The sequence below is a fragment of the Saccharomonospora piscinae genome (assembly GCF_005862235.1).
In the GTDB taxonomy this organism is placed as follows: Bacteria; Actinomycetota; Actinomycetes; order Mycobacteriales; family Pseudonocardiaceae; genus Saccharomonospora; species Saccharomonospora piscinae.
This window is the reverse complement of record NZ_VCEK01000003.1, coordinates 687838-707072: the sequence shown is the minus strand read 5'-3', so window position 1 is coordinate 707072 and position 19235 is coordinate 687838. Positions and strand designations below refer to the sequence as shown.

The 19235-nt window shown below is 71.3% G+C and carries 18 protein-coding genes; 8 read left to right on the top strand and 10 right to left on the bottom strand.

Annotated elements, in window-relative coordinates; translation table 11 throughout:
• Positions 1 to 155 precede the first annotated feature (155 nt).
• Positions 156 to 1637 (bottom strand): alpha/beta hydrolase, encoded by a 1482-nt coding sequence (locus FFT09_RS14500; protein WP_138382992.1) that lies wholly within the window; start codon positions 1635 to 1637, stop codon positions 156 to 158.
• Positions 1638 to 1810: 173 nt separating this feature from the next.
• Positions 1811 to 3109, bottom strand: coding sequence for an aspartate aminotransferase family protein (locus tag FFT09_RS14495; RefSeq protein WP_138383219.1), 1299 nt, complete (start codon positions 3107 to 3109; stop codon positions 1811 to 1813).
• Positions 3110 to 3193: 84 nt separating this feature from the next.
• Here FFT09_RS14495 and FFT09_RS14490 point away from each other — a divergent pair, with 84 nt between their 5' ends.
• A complete protein-coding gene (locus FFT09_RS14490; protein ID WP_138382991.1) occupies positions 3194 to 4117 on the top strand; it encodes a LysR family transcriptional regulator in 924 nt (307 codons plus the stop codon).
• Between the two features lie 387 nt (positions 4118 to 4504).
• Entirely contained in the window at positions 4505 to 5173 is a 669-nt protein-coding gene (locus FFT09_RS14485) for a thermonuclease family protein (protein WP_167305380.1), read from the top strand.
• A gap of 76 nt (positions 5174 to 5249) precedes the next feature.
• On the opposite strand, the gene FFT09_RS14480 is transcribed toward FFT09_RS14485, so the two are convergent.
• A complete protein-coding gene (locus tag FFT09_RS14480; RefSeq protein WP_138382989.1) occupies positions 5250 to 6236 on the bottom strand; it encodes an NAD(P)H-dependent flavin oxidoreductase in 987 nt (328 codons plus the stop codon).
• A 217-nt stretch (positions 6237 to 6453) separates the two neighbouring features.
• On the opposite strand from FFT09_RS14480, the gene FFT09_RS14475 reads away from it, so the two are divergent.
• Both FFT09_RS14475 and FFT09_RS14470 read left to right on the top strand, forming a co-directional pair.
• Positions 6454 to 7266, top strand: a complete 813-nt coding sequence (locus FFT09_RS14475; protein ID WP_138382988.1) for a hypothetical protein — start codon at positions 6454 to 6456, stop codon at positions 7264 to 7266.
• A 279-nt stretch (positions 7267 to 7545) separates the two neighbouring features.
• The gene (locus tag FFT09_RS14470) at positions 7546 to 8346 is read left to right on the top strand and encodes a pentapeptide repeat-containing protein (RefSeq protein WP_138383218.1); all 801 of its coding nucleotides are present in this window, start codon (positions 7546 to 7548) and stop codon (positions 8344 to 8346) included.
• A gap of 9 nt (positions 8347 to 8355) precedes the next feature.
• Here the strand turns inward: FFT09_RS14470 and FFT09_RS14465 are convergent, their stop codons facing one another.
• Positions 8356 to 8556 (bottom strand): PspC domain-containing protein, encoded by a 201-nt coding sequence (locus tag FFT09_RS14465; RefSeq protein ID WP_081191318.1) that lies wholly within the window; start codon positions 8554 to 8556, stop codon positions 8356 to 8358.
• Between the two features lie 130 nt (positions 8557 to 8686).
• On the opposite strand from FFT09_RS14465, the gene FFT09_RS14460 reads away from it, so the two are divergent.
• Positions 8687 to 9436: an SDR family NAD(P)-dependent oxidoreductase gene (locus FFT09_RS14460; RefSeq protein ID WP_081191319.1), complete on the top strand. Its 750-nt coding sequence runs from the start codon at positions 8687 to 8689 to the stop codon at positions 9434 to 9436.
• 36 nt (positions 9437 to 9472) lie between these two features.
• On the opposite strand, the gene FFT09_RS14455 is transcribed toward FFT09_RS14460, so the two are convergent.
• From FFT09_RS14455 to FFT09_RS14445, 3 genes are read right to left on the bottom strand one after another with little or no spacing between them, the layout of a single operon-like run.
• Positions 9473 to 10057: a class I SAM-dependent methyltransferase gene (locus FFT09_RS14455; protein ID WP_138382987.1), complete on the bottom strand. Its 585-nt coding sequence runs from the start codon at positions 10055 to 10057 to the stop codon at positions 9473 to 9475.
• The gene (locus FFT09_RS14450; protein ID WP_244231364.1) at positions 10047 to 11240 is read right to left on the bottom strand and encodes a hypothetical protein; all 1194 of its coding nucleotides are present in this window, start codon (positions 11238 to 11240) and stop codon (positions 10047 to 10049) included. Before FFT09_RS14450 ends, FFT09_RS14455 begins: the two co-directional genes overlap by 11 nt.
• 9 nt (positions 11241 to 11249) lie before the next feature.
• A complete protein-coding gene (locus FFT09_RS14445; protein ID WP_138382986.1) occupies positions 11250 to 12626 on the bottom strand; it encodes an MFS transporter in 1377 nt (458 codons plus the stop codon).
• A gap of 62 nt (positions 12627 to 12688) precedes the next feature.
• Here FFT09_RS14445 and FFT09_RS14440 point away from each other — a divergent pair, with 62 nt between their 5' ends.
• The gene (locus FFT09_RS14440; RefSeq protein WP_138382985.1) at positions 12689 to 13318 is read left to right on the top strand and encodes a TetR/AcrR family transcriptional regulator; all 630 of its coding nucleotides are present in this window, start codon (positions 12689 to 12691) and stop codon (positions 13316 to 13318) included.
• Between the two features lie 74 nt (positions 13319 to 13392).
• On the opposite strand, the gene FFT09_RS14435 is transcribed toward FFT09_RS14440, so the two are convergent.
• A complete protein-coding gene (locus FFT09_RS14435) occupies positions 13393 to 14721 on the bottom strand; it encodes a protein kinase domain-containing protein (protein WP_138382984.1) in 1329 nt (442 codons plus the stop codon).
• Positions 14722 to 14846: 125 nt separating this feature from the next.
• Here FFT09_RS14435 and FFT09_RS14430 point away from each other — a divergent pair, with 125 nt between their 5' ends.
• A complete protein-coding gene (locus FFT09_RS14430; protein WP_081191325.1) occupies positions 14847 to 15806 on the top strand; it encodes a sensor histidine kinase in 960 nt (319 codons plus the stop codon).
• A gap of 22 nt (positions 15807 to 15828) precedes the next feature.
• Here the strand turns inward: FFT09_RS14430 and FFT09_RS14425 are convergent, their stop codons facing one another.
• Complete coding sequence (locus tag FFT09_RS14425) at positions 15829 to 16545, bottom strand: GAF and ANTAR domain-containing protein (RefSeq protein WP_024877312.1); 717 nt, start codon at positions 16543 to 16545, stop codon at positions 15829 to 15831.
• 64 nt (positions 16546 to 16609) lie between these two features.
• Positions 16610 to 17254 carry an endonuclease gene (locus tag FFT09_RS14420; protein ID WP_138382983.1) on the bottom strand — a complete coding sequence of 215 codons (645 nt, stop codon included), beginning with the start codon at positions 17252 to 17254 and terminating at the stop codon, positions 16610 to 16612.
• Positions 17255 to 17380: 126 nt separating this feature from the next.
• Between FFT09_RS14420 and FFT09_RS14415 the strand changes: the two genes are divergently transcribed.
• A complete protein-coding gene (locus tag FFT09_RS14415) occupies positions 17381 to 19231 on the top strand; it encodes an AMP-dependent synthetase/ligase (protein ID WP_138382982.1) in 1851 nt (616 codons plus the stop codon).
• The last annotated feature ends 4 nt before the right edge of the window (positions 19232 to 19235 follow it).

Here is a 19235-nt window from a genome sequence, read left to right as displayed (position 1 = left end):
ATCTATGCAGGTAGCGGGAGTGGTTGACGAATGTCGGGCAACATCACAAAGGGGCGCCTGCTAATCAGCGGGTTCGGGGTTCGAGTCCCTGATGGCGCACAGCAACCCCAGGTCACACGGCCTGGGGTTTTTCGCTGTCCACGACTTTTCTTTTATTAGGCCGGTTCGGCTTCGCAGGCGACGTCACGGTTCGGGCGCTCGCCGGTCACCAGGAAGTCCGTCGCGAGGTCGTTCAGGCACTGGTTGTCCAGCTGAAGATAAGCCAGATGCCCGCCCTGGTCGGCCGTGACCATCCTGGCCCGGTCGCCGAAGGCTTCGCGTAGTTGCCGGGCCCCGGCCAGCGGCGTGGCCGGATCGCGCCGGTTCTGCACGATCAGCACGTTCGCCGGGCCCTCGTCGGTGATGTCCACCTGAGGCTCGGCCGGTTCCGACGGCCAGAACGCACACGGCGTGATGTTGGCTCCTGCCGCGCCGAACATCGGATGGCGAAGCCGGTCCACCGCGACATGGAACTGGTAGGTCCAGACGTTCTCGGGCCAATCGGAGTCGTTGCAGATCACGTGGAGCTGGCTGGCCACGTAGTTGTCCGAGGGAATTCCGGAGGCGGGCGCGGCCTGGTCCTTCGTACCGGCCGACGCAGGCACCGGTTCACCGGTGTCGAGCGCGCGCCAGGTCTCGGCCAGCGCGGGTAGATTCCGGTCGAAGTAGAGGTTGGCGAACGTGACATGGCGGAAAGCCTGGCCGTCGTAACCGTCGGGCCTCGGCTCCGCGTCCAGCTTCGCGGCGATCTCGAAGTACTTCTTTCGCACCTGGCGAGGTGTCTCGCCGAGACCGTACTCGGGCCGTGCGGCGGCGAACGCCGCGAAATCGGGGAAACGGTCCTCCACACCCCGGCCGAGCATCCGCGAGTGCGAATGATCCCACCCGTGGGGCCCGGTCGCGCTGTCGAGCAGGAAGCGGTCGCTGCGCTCCGGGAACATCGACGTGTAGACGGAACCGAGATAGGTGCCGTAGGAGATGCCGAAGTACGACACCGTCTCCTCCCCCAGCGCTTCGCGGACCCGATCCATGTCGCGCGCCGTGTTGGCGGTGGTCACGTGCGGCAGCAGCGACGCCGTCTCCGACGATCCGCATTTCTCGGCGACCGCGGCCACCCGCTCGGCCTCGTCGGCGACATCGGCCGGATTACGAGCGAACAGGGGAATGTTGGTCGGGTGCTCCGCCAGTGTCAGATCGCATGTCACCGGCGTGCTGTGCGCCACCCCGCGTGGGTCGATGCCGATGATGTCGTACTTGTCCAGCACCGCCTCCGGCACGCTGAGGTCATCGCGCAGGATGGCCGGAAATTCGAGACCCGCACCCCCCGGTCCGCCGGTGTTGGTGAACAGCACTCCTCTGCGCTCGTCCGGGTCGGCACTCGCCAGCCTCGACACGGCGATCTCGATCGTTTCCCCACCAGGATCGCGATAGTCCAGTGGAACGTCGAGCGTCGAGCACTCCAGACCGGGTCGCGCGACGTCTGCCGGGCACTCACCCCAGCGCAGCGTGCTCGATGATGCGGTGGCCGCCGAAGCCACCACTGGCGTCAACGGTGCCACCACGGCGGCGGCGACAAGCGCGAGGACGGGTTTGCGCACGGTTCCTCCCGGACCACAACGGACGGATGTCGTGAGTCGCTCGGTGCCGACCACGGCCGCCCGAGCGACGCCTTCGATCTCAGCACCGTCGGTCCGCCCCCGGCAGTGTCACCACGTCACCGATCTCCCGTGACATCCTTCGTTCGGAATGGATGACGCGGTGGCACTGGACGTCAGCCCGTCACATCGGACAGTGCACGTCCAAGGATGTCCACTCCTCGCTCGATCTCGCCGTCGGTGGCGGTCAGTGGTGGCGCGATCCGGAATGTTCCGCCCATCCCCGGCAACTGCACGATGTTCATGTGCAGGCCCAGTTCCGCGCAACGCCGGGTGACGGCGGCACCGAGTTTGTCCGCGTCCGATCTCGCGGCCCCGGCCTCCGGGACCAGTTCCAACCCGACCAGAAGACCGCGGCCACGGACGTCACCGATGACCGGATGCCGGACCGCGAGATCCCGCAGGCCGTCCCGCAGCAGGGAACCCAGCTCGCGCGCACGCAGATCGAGGCGCTCGCGGGTCAGGACGTCCAGCACCGTGTTGCCGACCGCGGCAGGGAGCGGGTCGTTGACGTGCGTGGTGAAGAACAGGAACCCGCGTTCGTGGGCCCGTTGCTCGATGTCGGCACTCGTCAGCACCGCCGCCAGCGGCAGCCCCGCGCCCAGAGTTTTCGACAGGACGAGGATGTCCGGCACGACGCCGTCGCGCTCGAAGGCGTACCAGTCTCCGGTACGGCACAGCCCCGTCTGTGCCTCGTCCAGGATCAGCAGCATGCCACGCTCGTGACACTTGTCGCGCAGCGCGGCGAGGTAGCCGGGCGGAAGGTCGATCACTCCGCCCGAACTCAGCACCGGCTCGACCAGACAGGCCGCCAGGCTGCCCACCGACTGGGCGTCGATGAGATCGAATCCGAGATCGAGTTGACGGCGCCAGTCGAGGTTTCCGTCGCCGTCGACGATGTCCGGCCGGAACGCGTCGGGAACCGGCAACGCGAAGTTGCCCGGGACCGACGGCCCGTACCCGGCCCGTCCCGCGCTGTAGGTGGCACTGGCGGCGGCCTGCGTCATGCCGTGCCACGATCGGGCGAACGAGACGACCTCGTGTCCGCCGGTGACGAGTTTGGCCATCCGCAGGGCGGCCTCGTTGGCCTCCGCGCCGGTGGTCAGCAGGAGCGCCTTCTCCAGCGGCTCGGGCAGCGTCGCCGCCAGTCGCCGGGCGAGATCGAGGACCGGGCGGCTCACCATCCCGCTGTAGAGGTGATCGAGCCTGCCGACCTGCTCGCGGACGGTCGCCACGATCTCGGGGTGTGTGTGCCCGAGAATCGCGCTCATCTGTCCCGAGGTGAAGTCAAGGAGTTCGCGCCCGTCCTCGGTGAACACCGAACTGCCTTCGGCACGGTCGATGATCCCGGGACTGAAGGCGCCGCGGCCGGCGTAACGGACCAGGAAGCGTTCGGGTGCGGTGTCATCCAGCATGCCCTCGACGCTACGAACGAACGTCACCGTGCGTCCATCGCACATTCGCCACGACGCTGTTCGACAAAGCCGCACAATGGGCGGATGCTGAATCCGTGGCGCCTGCGCCTGCTCGGCCTGCTCGACAGCCTCGGCACCGTTCGCGCCGTGGCCGAGACACTGCACCTGAGCCCGTCGACGGTGTCGCAGCAACTGGCTGTGCTGGAGACGGAGACCCGCAGCCGGCTCCTGGAACGGTCGGGACGCCGGGTGCGCCTGACACGATCAGGTGTCGTCCTGGCTCGCCGGGGGCGCCAGATTCTGGACCTGATGACCGAGACGGAGGCCGAGCTGCGGGCGCTCAACGACGAGCCGATCGGGATCGTCCGGCTCGGGGTGTTCCAGAGCGCGATCCACCCGCTCGCTGTTCCGGCCACCACCCAGCTCGCCCACGCGGAGCCGCACCTGCAGGTGGAGCTGGTCGAGGCCGAACCGCACGAGAGTGGGGCGGCCCTGCGAACCGGGGAGCTGGACGTGATCGTGACGACCACCGACTACGTCGAGTTCCCGTGGGGGCGGGACCTGGAGATCATCCCGTTGGGGTCGGACCCGGTGGTCCTCGTGCTTCCGCGGGGCCACCCACTCGCGCGACGCAGAGTGGTGGACCTCGCGGCCTGCGCCGAGGAGCCGTGGGCCTGCGACCGGCCGGGCTCCTACATGGCCGACCTCACGCTGAGGCTGTGCCGGGAGTCCGGCTTCGAACCGCGGGTGGTGTGCCGGTTCGGCAACTACCTGTTGCTGCTGCAGCACGTCGAGGCGGGCAGGTCGGTCGCACTGCTGCCCGCGCTCGCCGCCGGTTCCGGCCACTCGGTCGTGACCCGGGAGCTCGCCACACCGGTACACCGCAACGTCACCATCGTGGTCCGCCGCGGAACGGCGCCCCGCGCGGCGGTGGACGCGGTCGTCGGGGCCTTGCAGGACCATGCGGACATCCCGGCACTGTCGGCCCCCGGCCGGGGTGAGGAGTAACCCGGCAGCCGTGTCCGCAGCCTGCGTAGCCGTGTCCGCATCGCGCGGTGCGGACACCGCTACCTGAGCTGCGGACACGGTGGCGGTGTTGCACAGGACACGCCGTTCGCGACTTCTTCCGCACGCGGCCGATCGAAGTGGCCGCGTGGACTCGGGAGGTACGGCATGTCTTCCGCCACTCCACCGCTTCGAGCGGCACGGCTCGCTCGATCGGCGCGCACCCTGATGCTGTGCTGGCCTGCCGCCGTTCTCGGCGCCGCGTGTGTCGGAGGCGGCCCGACGCCGACGTCCGGGCCAACCGAAACCGACCTCCCGCCTCCTGGGCCGACGTCGAGTACGGCATCGTTCCCACCGCCCGAAGCCCCGCCCGTTCCGCCAGGCGTGCCCGTGGGCTCTCAGCCTGCGAAGGTCGAGCACGTGGTCGACGGCGACACGCTCGAACTGACCGCCGTCGCACCAGGCCCGGCACTTCGGGCAGGCACGGTCGACGTGCGTCTTGTCGGGGTCGACACCCCGGAGACGACCGAGTGCTTCGGACCCGAGGCCACCGCATCGCTCGGGCGGCTCGCTCCTGTGGGCAGCACCGTGTGGACGACTCGCGACCAGGAGCTGACCGACCGGTACGGACGGCACCTCGCGTACCTGTGGAACGACGCGGGCGTGTTCGTGAACGGCACGCTGGTCGAGTCAGGGCACGCCGAAGCCCTGACCGTCCTTCCCAACCAAGCTCACCGGAGCGAATTCGAGGCTGCCGAGTCGCGGGCCCGGAGCGCCGGTGCCGGGTTGTGGAGCGCCTGCGCTGCCCGAGAGCCCTCGACGTCGACGTCGACCACACCCCAGGACTCTGCCCCCGTCGTTCCTCCACCACCGGAGCCGGTGGCACCCGAGGTGCCCTCGGAGCCGCCCGCGACCTCGGAACCCGCGCCGGCACCGGACCCGGCGGTGCCGGGACCTGACCTCGACTGCGCCGACCTGCCGGAGAACAACATCCCGCTGCCCCACGGCGACCCGCACGGCCTCGACGCCGACGGGGACGGCCTCGGCTGCGACGAATGATCCGCCCTGCCGTCGACTCAATCTGCGAACACGGCTACCGGAACTGCGGACACGGCTACGGGGACTGCGGACACGGCTACCGGAGCTGCGGACACGGCAGCGCCGGGGTCAGTCGGTCGCGCACGAGCGCGTCCGACTCCGTCACGATGCGTTCGATCAGGTCCGCGACCGTCGGGACGTCGTGGATCAGCCCCTGCACGGTGCCCGCGGTCCAGATGCCGTCGTCGAGGTCACCGGTCCGCAGCACCTCCCGCCCGCGCACACCCGCGACGAGCTCACGCACGTCCGCGAACTCGCCGCCCTCGTCCAGGATGCGCACGACCTCCTTGCTCACCGCGTTGCTCGCGACGCGCGCGGTGTTCCGCAGCGGCCGGAAGATCAGCTCGGTGTCGAGTTCGGTGGCGTCCACGAGCCTGCGCTTGACGTTGTCGTGCACGGGTGCCTCGCGCGTCGCGAGAAAGCGGGTGCCCATGTTGATGCCGTCGGCGCCGAGGGCCAGAGCCGCGACGAGCCCCCGCGCGTCCGCGAACCCACCCGAGGCGACGATCGGCACGCTGACCCGGTCCGCTGTCGCGGGAATGAGCACCAGCCCTCCGATGTCGTCCTCACCGGGGTGGCCCGCGCACTCGAACCCGTCGATGGACACGCCGTCCACGCCCAGTTCCTGCGCCTTGACGGCGTGGCGGACGCTCGTGCACTTGTGCAGCACCTTGACGCCGGCCGCGCGGAACGCGGGCAGGTGTTCGGCCGGGTTGGCGCCCGCCGTCTCGACCACGGGGACGCCGGCGTCGATGACGACGTCCCGGTACTCGGCGTACGGCGGCGGGTTGATGGCGGGCAGGATCGTCAGGTTCACACCGAACGGCCGGTCCGTCAGCTCGCGGCAGCGCGCGATCTCGTCGGCGAGCGCCTCCGGTGTGGGCTGGGTGAGCGCGGTGAGGAATCCGAGTCCCCCGGCGTTCGCGACTGCCGACACGAGTTCGGCACGCCCCACCCACTGCATGCCGCCCTGCACGATCGGATGGTCGACGCCGAAGACGTCGCAGAACTTGGTGTGCACCATGTGTGCGGTCCTCCTGGCTTGACCCGGCGTCGTGTTACCGGAGAGTAAGTGAGGTCGGCGGGCGGGAGATACGGCTCGGTGACCGACGTCATGGCGAGGTCCCGCGCGGCGCGGGCACGGCTGTCCGGGTGACTTGCTTGCCGGAGACCGCACGGTTCCGCGATCGTGGAGTTTCCCGGATTATTCCAATCGGGAGTGGGGGAACGGGAGTTCGGTGATGCAGACGTGCGACCTGGAGTCGATCACCCTCACGCGCAGGGCGACGCCGGCCAGGACGAAAGCGGTGAGCCTGCCGGAGGCTGCGGCGTGGTTCGCCGGAGAACGCCATTCCGACCGGCCGGAAAGCGTGTCGGGAGTACTGATCGCCACCGCGACGGTGCTGGGTGACCGGCTGCCGTTCGCGAAACGCCAGCGGCTGAAGCGCTTCGTCCCCGCACTGGTCGGCACGGCCGACGACGGCAAGGACCGGATGCGCTCGATGCTGGCCATGGACTGGCTGGTCCGCGTCTACACCCCGGCGTGGCTGCGGCTCGTCCCGTCACTGGCGCTCGCGGCGGCCAGCCTGACCGAGCACACACCCGTGCGCGCGATCGCCGAAGCCGCCGACGCGATCGAGGCACCGCTGACCGCCGTACACCGGGTCGCGTGGAACGCCCACCTCGGCCGTGCCGCCGCCCCGAACGCCGTGCGCACCGACGTGGCCTCGGCGCTGGCGCGCGCCCTGTCCACCCACGCGGGTGACGCGGCGGTGGCCGCCACACTCAGCATCGCGGAACCGTTTCTGCCGGTGTGCGGGAGGTTGCGCCTGGCGGCGGAGCAGGCCCTGCTCATCGCGGCGCTCACGAGCGGGCACGCGACGGCCACCGTGCCCGAAGCGCGGATCGCGACGTTGGTGGCACCGACCGGCGACGCACTCGAGGACGCGGTGGTCGGGCTCTTCGGCAGGCTGATCGACGGCTCCGCGCCCACCGTGCGGGGGTGGCTCGACGCCGACCCGGTCGAGGCCATTCGCCGCCTCGGCCCCGGGTGAACCCCACACCTGGGCGACACACCCGGTGCGGAAGAATCGCCTAAGAGCCTCTAACACATTGGCGTTCGATCAGGGAGCGGCGGCCAGGCGGTCCCCTACCGGGGTGGCGAGCGTCCCCGGCGGGGGCCCAGGCTCGCAAGGCGGAGGGGCGTCCGCGTACTGGAAGTACGTGGGCGATCCTCCAACGCGGCGAGGCGCTGTCTGGGCGTCGCGAGCCGAACAGACCAATGTGTTAGGGGCTCTAAGGCACCACTGGCCGACGGTGAGGACGTGATGGGGATGCCGGGCAGCTCGCCCGCGATGGCGTTGCGGGCCGACTGTTCCCGGTGCGCGGGTCTGTGCTGCGTGGCGCTGCCGTTCTCGGCCGCCGCGGGTTTCCCGTCCGACAAGGACGCGGGCACGCCCTGCACGCACCTCGACGAGACGTTCCGCTGCCGGGTTCACGCCGAGTTGCGGCCGAGGGGGTTCGTCGGGTGCGCCGTGTTCGACTGCTTCGGCGCGGGCCAGCGCATCACCGCGGCGGCCGGCGACGACGTGTCCTGGCGCGACGACCCGGAACTGGCGCGCCGCACGTTCGCGGCGTTCGGCGTGGCCCGTCATCTGCACGAAGTGCTGTGGTACCTCGCCGAGGGCCGGACACTGACGGACGACCCGCGGCTACGGGCACGGTTGCTGTCCGAGTACGAGCGGATCGACGCACTCGCGGGCGCCGATGCCGACGCGGTCGCCGCCACCGACGTGGCCGCCGCGCGGCAGGCCGTCGGCCCGCTCCTGGCCGAGGTCAGCGATCTCGTGCGCGGGCGGGGCCACGACCGTCGCGGTGCCGACCTCGCCGGAGCCCGGCTGCGTGACGCCTCGCTGCGCGGCACGACGTTTCGCGGCGCGCTGCTCATCGCCGCCGATCTGCGGGGCGCCAACCTGCGCGTCTGCGACTTCCTGGGTGCCGACCTGCGCGATGCCGACCTGCGGAGCGCCGATCTCACCGGGGCGTTCTTCCTCACACAGCCGCAGGTGAACGCGGCGCGCGGCGATGCGGCGACCCTGCTCCCCCCTGCGGTGGCGCATCCCGCCCACTGGTGAGCGCGGGCTTCACGCCTCTTCGGGCAGCACCAGCCACAACGCCACGTAGAGCAGGAACTGCGGTCCGGGCAGCACGCAGGACAGGATGAACGCCAGGCGCACATTGCGGCGTTTCCAGCCGTAACGGCGGGCGATGCCCGCGCAGACGCCACCCAGCACGCGGTTGTCGCGTGCGCGGGTCAGGGTCCTGGTGGTCGCGGTGTTCTCCATGTCTCCAGTGTCGATCGTGTGGTGGGCTCCCGCATCGGGAGAAACCCCGAGAACGACCACCAATCGCACCCCGAATCCCCTCGGAAAGCCGCTAGCGTGGCCGGGACTCACCACCGACGAGGGGCAGACGATGACGGACACGACGAGGGTCGCGCTGGTCACGGGAGCGTCGCGGGGGCTGGGGGCCGCGATCGCCACCACGCTGGCGGAGGACGGCTTCGCGGTCGCGATCAACTTCGCGCGCGACAAGGACTCGGCGGACGCGCTGCGGGAGCGCATCGCCGCGGCGGGCGGGCGGGCGGAGGTGTTCCGCGCGGATGTCACCGACGAGGCGGAGGTCGACCGGCTGCACGACGCCGTGGTCGAGGAGTTCGGGCGGATCGACGTGCTCGTGCTCAACGCGACGGGGCCGCAACCGCTGCTCGGGCTGGCGGAACTGAGCTGGCGCGACATGCTCGACCAGCTGGAGTTCTTCGTCAAGAGCCCGCTGCTGCTGGCGCAGCGGGTGATCGGCGGGATGCGGGAGCGGCGCTGGGGGCGAATCGTCCACGTGGGCTCCGAGGTGGTCGAACTCGGCGTTCCCGACTCCAGCGCCTACGTGGCGGCGAAGGGCGCCCAGCTCGGGCTGACCCGGTCGTGGGCGCGGGAACTGGGCGGCGACGGCATCACCGTCAACCTGGTCGCGCCGGGCTGGATCCCGACCGATCGCCATCACGACTCGACGGACCAGGACAAGGCGGACTACGCCGCCGGAGTCCCGCTGGGCCACCAGGGCACCGCGGAGGACGTGGCGGGCGCGGTGGCCTACCTCGCGTCCGAGCGGGCGGGCTACGTCACCGGGCAGCGCATCGCGGTCAACGGCGGCAACACGCTGACCTGACCGGCTGCTGACCGGCCGCCCCGCATCCGGTCGCCGTCACGGGGTCGCACGCGCGAGCACGCTCGTCGTCCCGTGCGGCCCCCGCCGTTGCGCCAGCACCTCCCACCCGGGGCCCAGCGCCGCGCCGAGCGCGCCGTGGCGCACGCGGTACGGCCGCGGCTGTGCTCCGGCCTCCTCGCTGTCGGCGAGTGCCTCCCAGGCGAGCAGCCCGCCGGGCAGCACGGCCTGCCTGGCGGTGCGGAACACGTCGGGATCCCAGAACCGCGTGCTCAGCACCAGCGCGCACGTGGCTCGCCGCGGCACGAAGGTCCTGAGATCGGCCCGCACGCACGCCAGCTGCCCGGCCGGGCGCCGCTGCCGAGCCCGGCAGGCCAGCTGCGCCAATGCCACGTCGGAGACGTCCACCGCCAGCACGTGCCTGCCCCGCTCGGCCAGGGCGAGCGCACTGCCGGACCGGCCGCACGCCAGCTCCAGCACCGGCCCGGGTGGCAGCCCCGCAGCCCAGGCGGCATCGGCCAGCGGATGGGGTTCGAACGACGGCGTCGCCCGCCGGTAGCGGGCGTTCCACCGCAGGCGATCCTCGGCGGCCGACTCCGGGGGACGCGACGGCTCACCGTCCATCGGACTCCGACGAGTCGTCGCCGGACTCCTTCGCGAGCCGCCTGCGCTCGCGCTCGCGCTTGCTGTAGGCGGCACGCATCACGGCGTCCTCGCTCTCCAGGCTCGACCCGAGAGCACCGGCGACCGTGCCCATCGAACTCGACAGCCACGCGAGCTGCAGGTAGTCGGAGACACCGGAGGAATGACCCAGTGACTGCGCGAGATAGCCCGACTCGATCACCGCGACCGCCCCTGCGAGGGTCACCGCGAACAGCACCACGTATGACGCCGTGACACCGACGGCCATCGACGCCACGGTGGCCATGTTGTAGAGCAGCGCCTTCTCCTTGGGCGACGACGATCGCGGCTCCCACAGCTTGTTGTAGCCGATCAGCCACACGATCATCGCCACGACCGCCAACACGTTGATCACCACGAGCCGGGTGACGCTCAGCGCGTCGGCGAGCAGCCAGATACTGCTGTAGAAGATGCCGAACGCCGCCGCCGCGAACCCGGCGGCCAGCGCGGTGGACAGTTCGGGCACCAGCCGCCACGGCTTGTTGTCCCGCACCATTCCGGCCAGCAGCCGCAGGCGGCCCCGCCAGCCGATGAGAGACAGGCTCACCTCGATCTCGGCGTCCGGGTTGTCCATCCAGCGCACGGGCGCGGACCGGCCGCCCGCCCTGCGCCGATCGCGGCCTGCCCGGTACCCCAGCGCCTCGGCGCGCCCCAGCTCGCCGACCAGATAGAGCAGCGTGTCCCGCAGCCGCCTGCGCAGCGCCACCGCACCCAACGCGGGCAGGGAGGCGAGCGCCACCCCGTGCCGCACACTCATGTCCGCGACCACGGGCTGGGAACCCAGCGACCGGGGAAGGTCGGTGACGCACACGAGCAGGTCCCAGCCGAGCTGCGGGCGCATGTGCTCCGCCAACTGGATGATCGGCACCTGGCCGTTCTCGTCGAGTTCCACCGGCTCGGTGCGGGTCCGCACCTCCCAATCGACCTCGTCGGTGATGTGGGAGGACAACTCCTGCCGGAAGTCGTCGACGAACTTCGCGACCGTGTCGCTCGGCAGTCCGGGGTCGCAGAGCAACCCGACCACGACCACCGACCGCTCACCACGGTCGTCCCGGTCGCGGTCGTCGCTGTCCGGCGTGCTGTCCTCCGACGGCGCCATCTGCGCCTGCTCCTCTGTCTCGCTCACGCGGGCCGGTTACCCACTGGCATCATCCGTTACGCGACCGAGTGACTCGTGCCGCCCGGTGTGGCCCGCCCCGTTCGGCAACGCCATCGCGGCCAACGCGGTGACCAGCATCGACCCGGCCAGGAGGTGAAACGCCAGCCCGAGATCGGCACCCGCCACCGTCACCCACGCGGCGAGGCCGAGTGCCCCACCTACCTGTTTCGTCGTGTTCAGCAGTCCGGAGGCCGCGCCCGCGTCCTCGTGGCGCACTCCGGAGGTGGCCACGGCGGTGAGCGGCGTGTTGAGCAGGCCGCCACCCACCGCGATCAGCACCGCGGGACCGAGCATCGCCTCCGCATAGGTCATACCCGGTCCGACCCCGGCCTGCCAGCCGAACCCCACCGCGGCCACACTCGCACCGGCCACGATCAGCGTGCGAGCGGCCACATGCCGCATCAGCCACGGCGTCAGCCTGACTCCCACGGCGATCGTGAGCAGTGCGTGGGGCACGAACCCGAGGCCGGTCTCCAGCGGTGACAGACGCAGGACGTCCTGCATCGCGAACGTGAGGAAGTACCACATCGGGTTCAGGCACGCGCCAGCGAGCAGCAACACGACGTTGCCGCGCGCGACCGACCTCGTCGCGAGCAGCCGTGGGGGCAACAGCGGCACCCGCGCGTACCGGCGTTCGACGACGGCGAACACCGCGAGCGCTGCGACGGCGACGCCGAGCGCGGCAAGCGTGGGCGGCGAGTTCCACCCGTGCGTGCCCGCGCGCACGATGCCGAACGTGAGCGCCACCAGCCCGACCGTGGCCAGCAACGTCCCGCGCACATCGACGGGGTCCCGTCGTCGCGGCGGCGCGTCCGGCGGCAACGCCCGCACCGCGAGCAGCACGGCGACCACGCCAAGGGGGACGTTGCCGAGGAACACCCAGCGCCACGACAGGTACTCCGTGAGCACCCCGCCGATCAGGTTCCCCGTTGTTCCACCTGCCAGCCCGACCGCGGTCCAGACCGCCAGCGCGCGATGGCGCCGGGTCCCCTCGGGCACGGTCGTGGTGAGGATCGTGAGCGTGACCGGCGCGAGGACCGCCGCCCCGAGCCCCTGGCCCGCCCGTGCGGCGACGACGACCCCGGCTTCGGGAGCGAGTCCGCCGACCAGACTCGCCACGGTGAACACCGTCGCACCGGTCAGGAACGCGCGGCGGTGACCGACGAGGTCGGCGACCCGGCCGCCTGCCAGCAGCAGACCCGCGAAGGCGAGCACGTAGGCGTTGACGATCCACAGCGCACCCGCCGCACCGAGCTCGAACTGAGCCTCCATCGAGGGCAGCGCGACGGTGACGATCGAGACGTCGAGAACGACGAGGAACTGGGCGGCGCAGGCCAGGACGAGTACGAGCATGACACCTCTTCCTGATACAGACGTATCATATACGCTTGTACCACAACGAGAGGTGGTGCCGGGTGCCCCGGACTGTGGATCATGGAGAACGTCGGGCCGCGCTCGTCGAGGCGCTACTGCGGGTCGTCGAACGTCAGGGTCTCGCCGCGGCGACGATGCGGGCGGTCGCCGCGGAGGCCGGAATGTCGCTACGGCTGGTGCAGTACTACTTCGACACCAAGGCCGCACTGCTGAACGCGGCGCTCGAGCACCTCGAACGGCGCAGCCACGACCGGTGGAACGCGCGACTGGCCTCGCTGCCCGCGCGACCGACCGCGCGCGACCACGTGGAGCAGTTCCTCGCCGAGGCACTGCCCACCGACGGCGAGAGCCGGATCTTTCACCTCGTCTGGACCTCCTACGCGGTCCTCGCGATGACCGACAGCGAGCTGGCGCACCGCCCTTTCCTCGCCGGTCCCGAACGGCTGGAGCGGCGGCTCGCGGACACGCTGGAACGTGCTCGCGACACCGGTGAACTCGTGCGGCACCTCGACCCCGCGCGGGAGGCCGCCCTGCTCGTCAACCTCGGGCACGGGCTCGGGACCAGCGTGCTCGTCGGCAGGCTCGGCGCCGAGGAGGCACTCGCGGTGCTGAGTCACCACCTCGACCAGGTGCTGCCCCGCCACGACCTGCCGTGTCCGCAGGTTATGTAGTCGTGTTTGCCTCGCACGGTGCGGACACGGCTACGCAGACTGCGGACACGGCTACCTGGGCTGCGGACACGGTGTCAGTTCGCCACGCAGGTCAGCACCTGGTCCCCCGGGGCCACGGGGGACGTCGTCCCCTCCGGCGCGCGGGCCACGAAGCCGAAGGTGGCCGTCGCGCCGCGCTCGACAGCGGCGTTCCACCCCGCGTCCCCGACGCGGACCGTGTCGCCGTGGCTCGCCGGGGTGCCGTTCCACACGTCGCTGAGTTCGTGCTCGGCGGGCAGCGGCCAGGTGACCTCCCAGCCGACGATCGCCGCCTCGTCCGGTGTGATCCGCACCTCACCCTGGTAGCCGCCGGGCCACCGGTTGGTCACGGTGAGCTGCGCGGCACACCCCGACGCCGCCGGTGCGGCGACGGCGCTGCCCTGCGACCGGTTGGTGTTCAGCGCCGCACCGATGACCATTCCGACGGCGACCAGCACCACCGCGACGGCTCCCGTCGCCGCGGCACGGGAGGGGACCCGTCGCCGGACCGGCGCTGTGAGCAGCAGTGTTCGGCGCCGGGGCCCGGGCACCGTGGCGGCTCGGCCCTCGGCCACGGCGGCGAGCGCGTCGTGAACCTGTCGCATCGTGGGCCGGTCGCGCGGGTCGCGGCGGAGCATCGCCAGCAACAGGTCGGTGAGCGGCCCCGCCCGGCGCGGAGGGTCGGGCTCGGAGTGAGCGATCCGAACAAGGAGCGCGATCGTGTTTGCGGCGTCGCCGAACGGGGGAACTCCTTCCACCGCCAGATACAACGTCGCGCCGAGCGAGAAGACGTCCGACGACGGTTCCGCCTGACCGCCATCGGCGACTTCGGGTGAGAGATAGGCAGGTGTACCCGCGATGACACCGCGGCCGGTGACCGTGCCCTCCCCGTCGGCTCGGGAGATGCCGAAGTCCGCGATCTTGGCGATGCCGTCGTCGGTGACCAGAATGTTGCCCGGCTTGACGTCGCGGTGCACGATGCCGTCCTCGTGTGCCGCCGCCAGCGCCGACGCCACCTGGGCGCCGATGGCGGCCACCTGCCCGGCGGGCAGCGGCCCACGCTCGGTGATCCACGTCGACAGGCTGCGCGAAGGAAGGAACTCCATGATCAGGCAGGGAGTCCGCTCGTGAGTGACGACGTCATGCACGGTGACGGCATGCGGATGCCGCAGCCGGGCCGCGACCCGGCCCTCCCGCATGGCCCTGGCCAGGGCCGCTTCCTGGGCCGCGGTGTCGTCCCCGCCCGGGTCGAGCCGGAGTTCCTTGAGCGCCACCTGCCGGTCGAGCACCTCGTCGAAGGCACGCCACACGATGCCCATGGCTCCCTGGCCGATGCGCGAGCACAGCCGGTACCGTCCCGCGACCAGTTCTCCCTCGCCGCTCACGACAGCCCTCCCCTGCCCCGGCTCACACCTCGGACGGCACAGCTACCGATGGTAGGCCGTCGACGACGTTTCGGCTCGGTGCCAACACGCGTCGCGCCGGGAACGATCCGAGCGGGCGCGTCGTGATGAGCCCACACGACACGACGATGCCGGGTGGCCACCACCACACGGCCGCCGTCCATCACAGCGACGAGGAGTTCCTCGCGATCGTGGTGCCCTTCCTGCGGGACGGGGTCACCGGCGGGGAGGTCACGCTGGCGGCGTTGCGCCCGCGACGTGCGGCCCTGCTGCGGCGCGCCCTGCCGGTGACCACGCCGGTGACCTTCCTCGACCAGGCCGACGCGTACGCCACCCCGGCCGCCACGGTGCGCCACTACCGCGATCTGCTCACCCAGCACGTCAAGGACGGCGCCGACCGGGTGCGGCTGGTGGGCGAACTCGACGATCCCGGTCACAGCACGATCTGGTCTCCGTGGGCGCGTTACGAGGCCGCCATCAACGAACTCTTCGACGACCTCCCGCTGTGGAGTCTGTGCCTCTACGACGGGCGGGTCGTACCGGCGGCGGTGCTCGACGACGTCCGGCGCACCCATCCGTGGCTCGTGGCTCCCGGCGGCGGCCAGATCCGCAGCCCCGGCTTCACCGACCCGCGCACCTTCCTCGCCGAGCACGAGCCCGATCTGACCGCCGAAGGGGTTCCGTCGGGGCCCGCGACGGTGACCCTGCACGACCCTCGCCCGGACCGGGCCAGGGAGGCGGCGCAGCGGTGCGCCAGCGAAGCGGATCTCGACCTCCCGCGCGCGGAGGGCCTGGTTCTGGCGGTGAGCGAGACGGTGAGCAACGCGCTCCACCACGGCCTCGCGCCGGTCAGGGTCCGGCTGTGGGCCGAGCCCGGCCGGGTCGTGGTCACCGTCACCGACGGCGGTGCCGGCCCGGCCGACCCGTTCACCGGCCTCGTCCCGGCCCGACGTGACCGGACCGAGGGCGGGCTGGGGCTGTGGATCACGCACCAGGTGTGCGACCGGGTGCTGACGCGGCGCCACGACAAGGGCTACACGGTCGCCCTCGTGGTCGGCACGGCATGAGCCGCACGGTCGGCCCCGTTGCTCACGTTCGCCGCGACGACCCGTCGACGAGCCAGCTCGCCACGTCGCGGAGCTTGACGTTGGCGTGCTGCGAGGCGGCCACGAGCAACTCGAACGCGCGGTCGGCGTCGACACCGTGCCGTTCCATCAGAATGCCCTTGGCCATCCCGATGACGTCGCGGGTCCGCAGCGCCACCTGCAACTGCTCGATGCCCTTCGACCCGGCCAGCGCCACGGCGGCATGGGCGGCGAAGAGCTCGCAGATGCGTTCGGCGTCCTCGTCGAAGGCGTTCGCGCGGCGGGCGTACAGGTTGAGCGCGCCGATGGTGGTGCTGTCGGTGAACAGCCGGAAGCCGATGATCGAGAGCATGCCAGCCTCGGCGGCCTTCGCGCCGAAACGGGGCCACCTCGGGTCGGTGGAGATGTCGTCGACGCGGTAGGCGGGCCTCTCGAAGACGGCGTCCACGCACGGCCCCTCGCCGAGCCGGTGCTGCCAGTCGTCCAGGTACGCCACCACGTCGCTGGACGGCGCGACGGAACGCATCTTGCCCTGGTCGAGCAGTGAGACACCCGCCTCGTCGGTGCCGGGCACGGTGCCGGCCGCCGCCGCGACAATGTGCGCGACGGTGGTATCGACGTCGTCCTCGGGCTCCAGGGTCCGCGCGATCTTGCTCAGCACCGCGGTGAGATCGTTCACCGGTTCACCCGGTCCGGCGACATGCACTACCTGATCGGTCACGTCACCAGAATGGCACAACCGTGGCCGAAGCGACCCCACCCGAAACGGGGCAGCGACCGAAATCTCAGCTCAGCCGCTCGGCGAGCCGCCGGTCCAGCCGAACCCGAACCAGCGCGGCGGAGAACCGGGCAAGGTCGTCACCCCGCACCAGCGAGGACAGCGTGCTCACGTCGGTGGGCAGCCCGGCCCGCTCCGCGCCCTCACGGGCCTTGCGGTCGAGGAACGGGCGCAGCCACGGCCACACCGCCTGGGCCTCCCGGCAGAAGATGTCCGCCCCCACCGGTCCCAGGCCCGGCACCTCGCGCAGCAGGCGCCGCAGCCTCGCCACGTCGCCGTCGGCCTGTTTCGCCATGCGCCGCAGGTCACCGCCGTAGGTGTCGGCGACGACCCGCGCGCCCTGCTCCAGCGTCGACGCGGTGCTCTCGTCGTAGCGCACGTAGTGGCCGCGGCCGAGCGCGTCCACCCGGTTCTGCCACGAGGCGGCCAGCATCCGCTCGGGCGTGCGGTAGCCCGCCCGGAACAGCTCCTTCGCGGCGGCGACGGCGATGTCGGACTTGATCCGCGCCGAGAGCAGGACCGACAGCACGAGCAGGCGGTACAGCGCCGACGGCGAGTCGGCGAGGGTGATGCCCGCCTCGTCGGCGTACGTGCGCCCCGCGACGTCGAGCACCTGTTCGGCCGTGCCGCCCGCGTCCTGCCGTCCGCTCATGCCCCAGCAGTACCCGGCGCGCCCGCGGTGACACCCCGCCGGATGACGCCGGATCACATCAGGCCTGCACAAAAGTGACCCAGGTTACATAGGGTGGTGGGCCCACGGAGACGAGGAGGGACAGCGTTGAGCACCCAGCCCACCGTCGCGGCCGAGGTCGAGGGCCGGACCATCGCCGCACTGCTGCGCCGCAACGCCACCGAGCACGCCGGACTGCCGGCACTGACGTCGCTGGACGATCCCGACAGTCCCACGCTGACCTGGGCCGAGCTACGCGAACATGTCGCCGCCGTCGCGCGGGGACTGTCCGACCTCGGCCTCCGCTCCGGGCAACGCATGCTCATCATGGCGCCGAGCCGTCCCGAACACCTCATCGCCGACCTCGCCGCCGCCAACCTCGGCGCCGTGCCGTGTACCGCGTACTCGACGCTGAGCAGCGAACAGATCCGCTACGTCGCCAACCACAGCGCCGCGCCCGTCGCGGTGCTGGCCGGGCAGGCGGAGTTACGGCGGTGGCGCCCGGTGCTCGACGACCTGACGAACCTGCGCCACATCGTCGTGCTCGATCCGGACGATGCCGCCGAGGCCGGCGAGCGGTCCGTCGAGTTCGTCGACTTCATCGACTACTCCGCCCTGCGCGACCGCGGGGCCGCCCTGCACGCGGCCCGCCCGGAGACGTTCGAGCGCCTCACCGACGCGGTCAGGCCGGACGATCCGCTGTCGATGATCTACACCTCGGGCACGACCGGTGTCCCGAAGGGCGTCGTGCTGTCCCACCGCAACGCCATCCACGAGGCCGTCGCCGTCCACGCGTTGCACGACTCGCCCCCGCACCTGTCCAACATCGCGTACCTGCCGCTCGCCCACATCGCCGAACGCGAACTCTCCCTCTACATGCCGGTGGTGCGGGCGGGCCACGTCCACACGCTCGCCGACCCGTCCGGGATCGCCGCCGCGCTCGCGCGGGTCCGGCCCGACACGTTCTTCGGTGTGCCCCGGGTGTGGGAGAAGCTGGTGGCGGGGCTGAAGAACATGCTCGCCGGAGTTGACCAACAGCGCAGGGAGACATTGCTGGCCGCCAACGCCCTGCTGCGCGAGGGTTACCGGTTGCGCAGCGCCGGGCGTGAGGTGCCGGACGAACTGGCCCGGCGCATCGCCGAGGCCGACCGCACCGTGCTCGCGCCGGTACGGGAACTGCTGGGCCTGGACCGGCTGGTGTTCGCGTCCAGCGGCGCCGCCGCTCTGCCGGAGGAAGTGCTGCACTTCGCCGCAGGCCTCGGCATCGAGATCCACGAGGTGTGGGGGCTGTCGGAGACCACCGGCGCGGCCACCACCAACCACGCCGGAGCCTTCCGAGCCGGCACGGTGGGGCGGCCGATCGCCGACGTGGAGGTCGCGGTGGCCGACGACGGCGAGCTGCTCGTCCGCGGTCCCATCGTGTTCCTCGGATACCTCCGGGAGGACGGGACGATCGACTCTCCTGCCGACGCCGAGGGCTGGTTCGCCACCGGCGACATCGGCTCGATCGACGAGGACGGCTTCGTGACGATCACCGACCGCAAGAAGGAACTCATCATCACCGCCGGGGGCAAGAACATCGCGCCGACGAGGATCGAGGGGCTGCTGAAGGAACACCCGCTGATCGGTCAGGCAGTGGCCATCGGGGACGACCGGCCCTACGTCACCGCGCTGATCGTGCTCGACGACGAGATCGCACCGGGCTGGGCTGCGGCACGCGGCGTCGAGACATCGGACCTTCCCTCGCTGGCCGAACACCCCGCCGTGCGCGCGGAGATCGACCGCGCCGTGGACGCGGCCAACGAGCGGCTGTCGCGGGCCGAGCAGGTCAAGCGATACCGCGTGCTCACCGAGGCGTGGACGCCCGACAGCGGTGAGCTGACCCCGACACTCAAGCTCAAGCGCCGGGTCATCAGCAGCCGCTACCGCGCGGACATCGACGCGCTCTACCGGACGTAGCGGC

What these genes read in the sequence shown, in the direction of transcription:
- FFT09_RS14495 (WP_138383219.1), bottom strand. Translation starts at nt 3,109, where the DNA reads ATGCTGGATGACACCGCACCCGAACGCTTCCTGGTCCGTTACGCCGGC.
- FFT09_RS14490 (WP_138382991.1), top strand. Translation starts at nt 3,194, where the DNA reads ATGCTGAATCCGTGGCGCCTGCGCCTGCTCGGCCTGCTCGACAGCCTC.
- FFT09_RS14480 (WP_138382989.1), bottom strand. Translation starts at nt 6,236, where the DNA reads ATGGTGCACACCAAGTTCTGCGACGTCTTCGGCGTCGACCATCCGATC.
- FFT09_RS14475 (WP_138382988.1), top strand. Translation starts at nt 6,454, where the DNA reads ATGCAGACGTGCGACCTGGAGTCGATCACCCTCACGCGCAGGGCGACG.
- FFT09_RS14470 (WP_138383218.1), top strand. Translation starts at nt 7,546, where the DNA reads ATGCCGGGCAGCTCGCCCGCGATGGCGTTGCGGGCCGACTGTTCCCGG.
- FFT09_RS14465 (WP_081191318.1), bottom strand. Translation starts at nt 8,556, where the DNA reads ATGGAGAACACCGCGACCACCAGGACCCTGACCCGCGCACGCGACAAC.
- FFT09_RS14460 (WP_081191319.1), top strand. Translation starts at nt 8,687, where the DNA reads ATGACGGACACGACGAGGGTCGCGCTGGTCACGGGAGCGTCGCGGGGG.
- FFT09_RS14455 (WP_138382987.1), bottom strand. Translation starts at nt 10,057, where the DNA reads ATGGACGGTGAGCCGTCGCGTCCCCCGGAGTCGGCCGCCGAGGATCGC.
- FFT09_RS14445 (WP_138382986.1), bottom strand. Translation starts at nt 12,626, where the DNA reads ATGCTCGTACTCGTCCTGGCCTGCGCCGCCCAGTTCCTCGTCGTTCTC.
- FFT09_RS14430 (WP_081191325.1), top strand. Translation starts at nt 14,847, where the DNA reads ATGAGCCCACACGACACGACGATGCCGGGTGGCCACCACCACACGGCC.
- FFT09_RS14420 (WP_138382983.1), bottom strand. Translation starts at nt 17,254, where the DNA reads ATGAGCGGACGGCAGGACGCGGGCGGCACGGCCGAACAGGTGCTCGAC.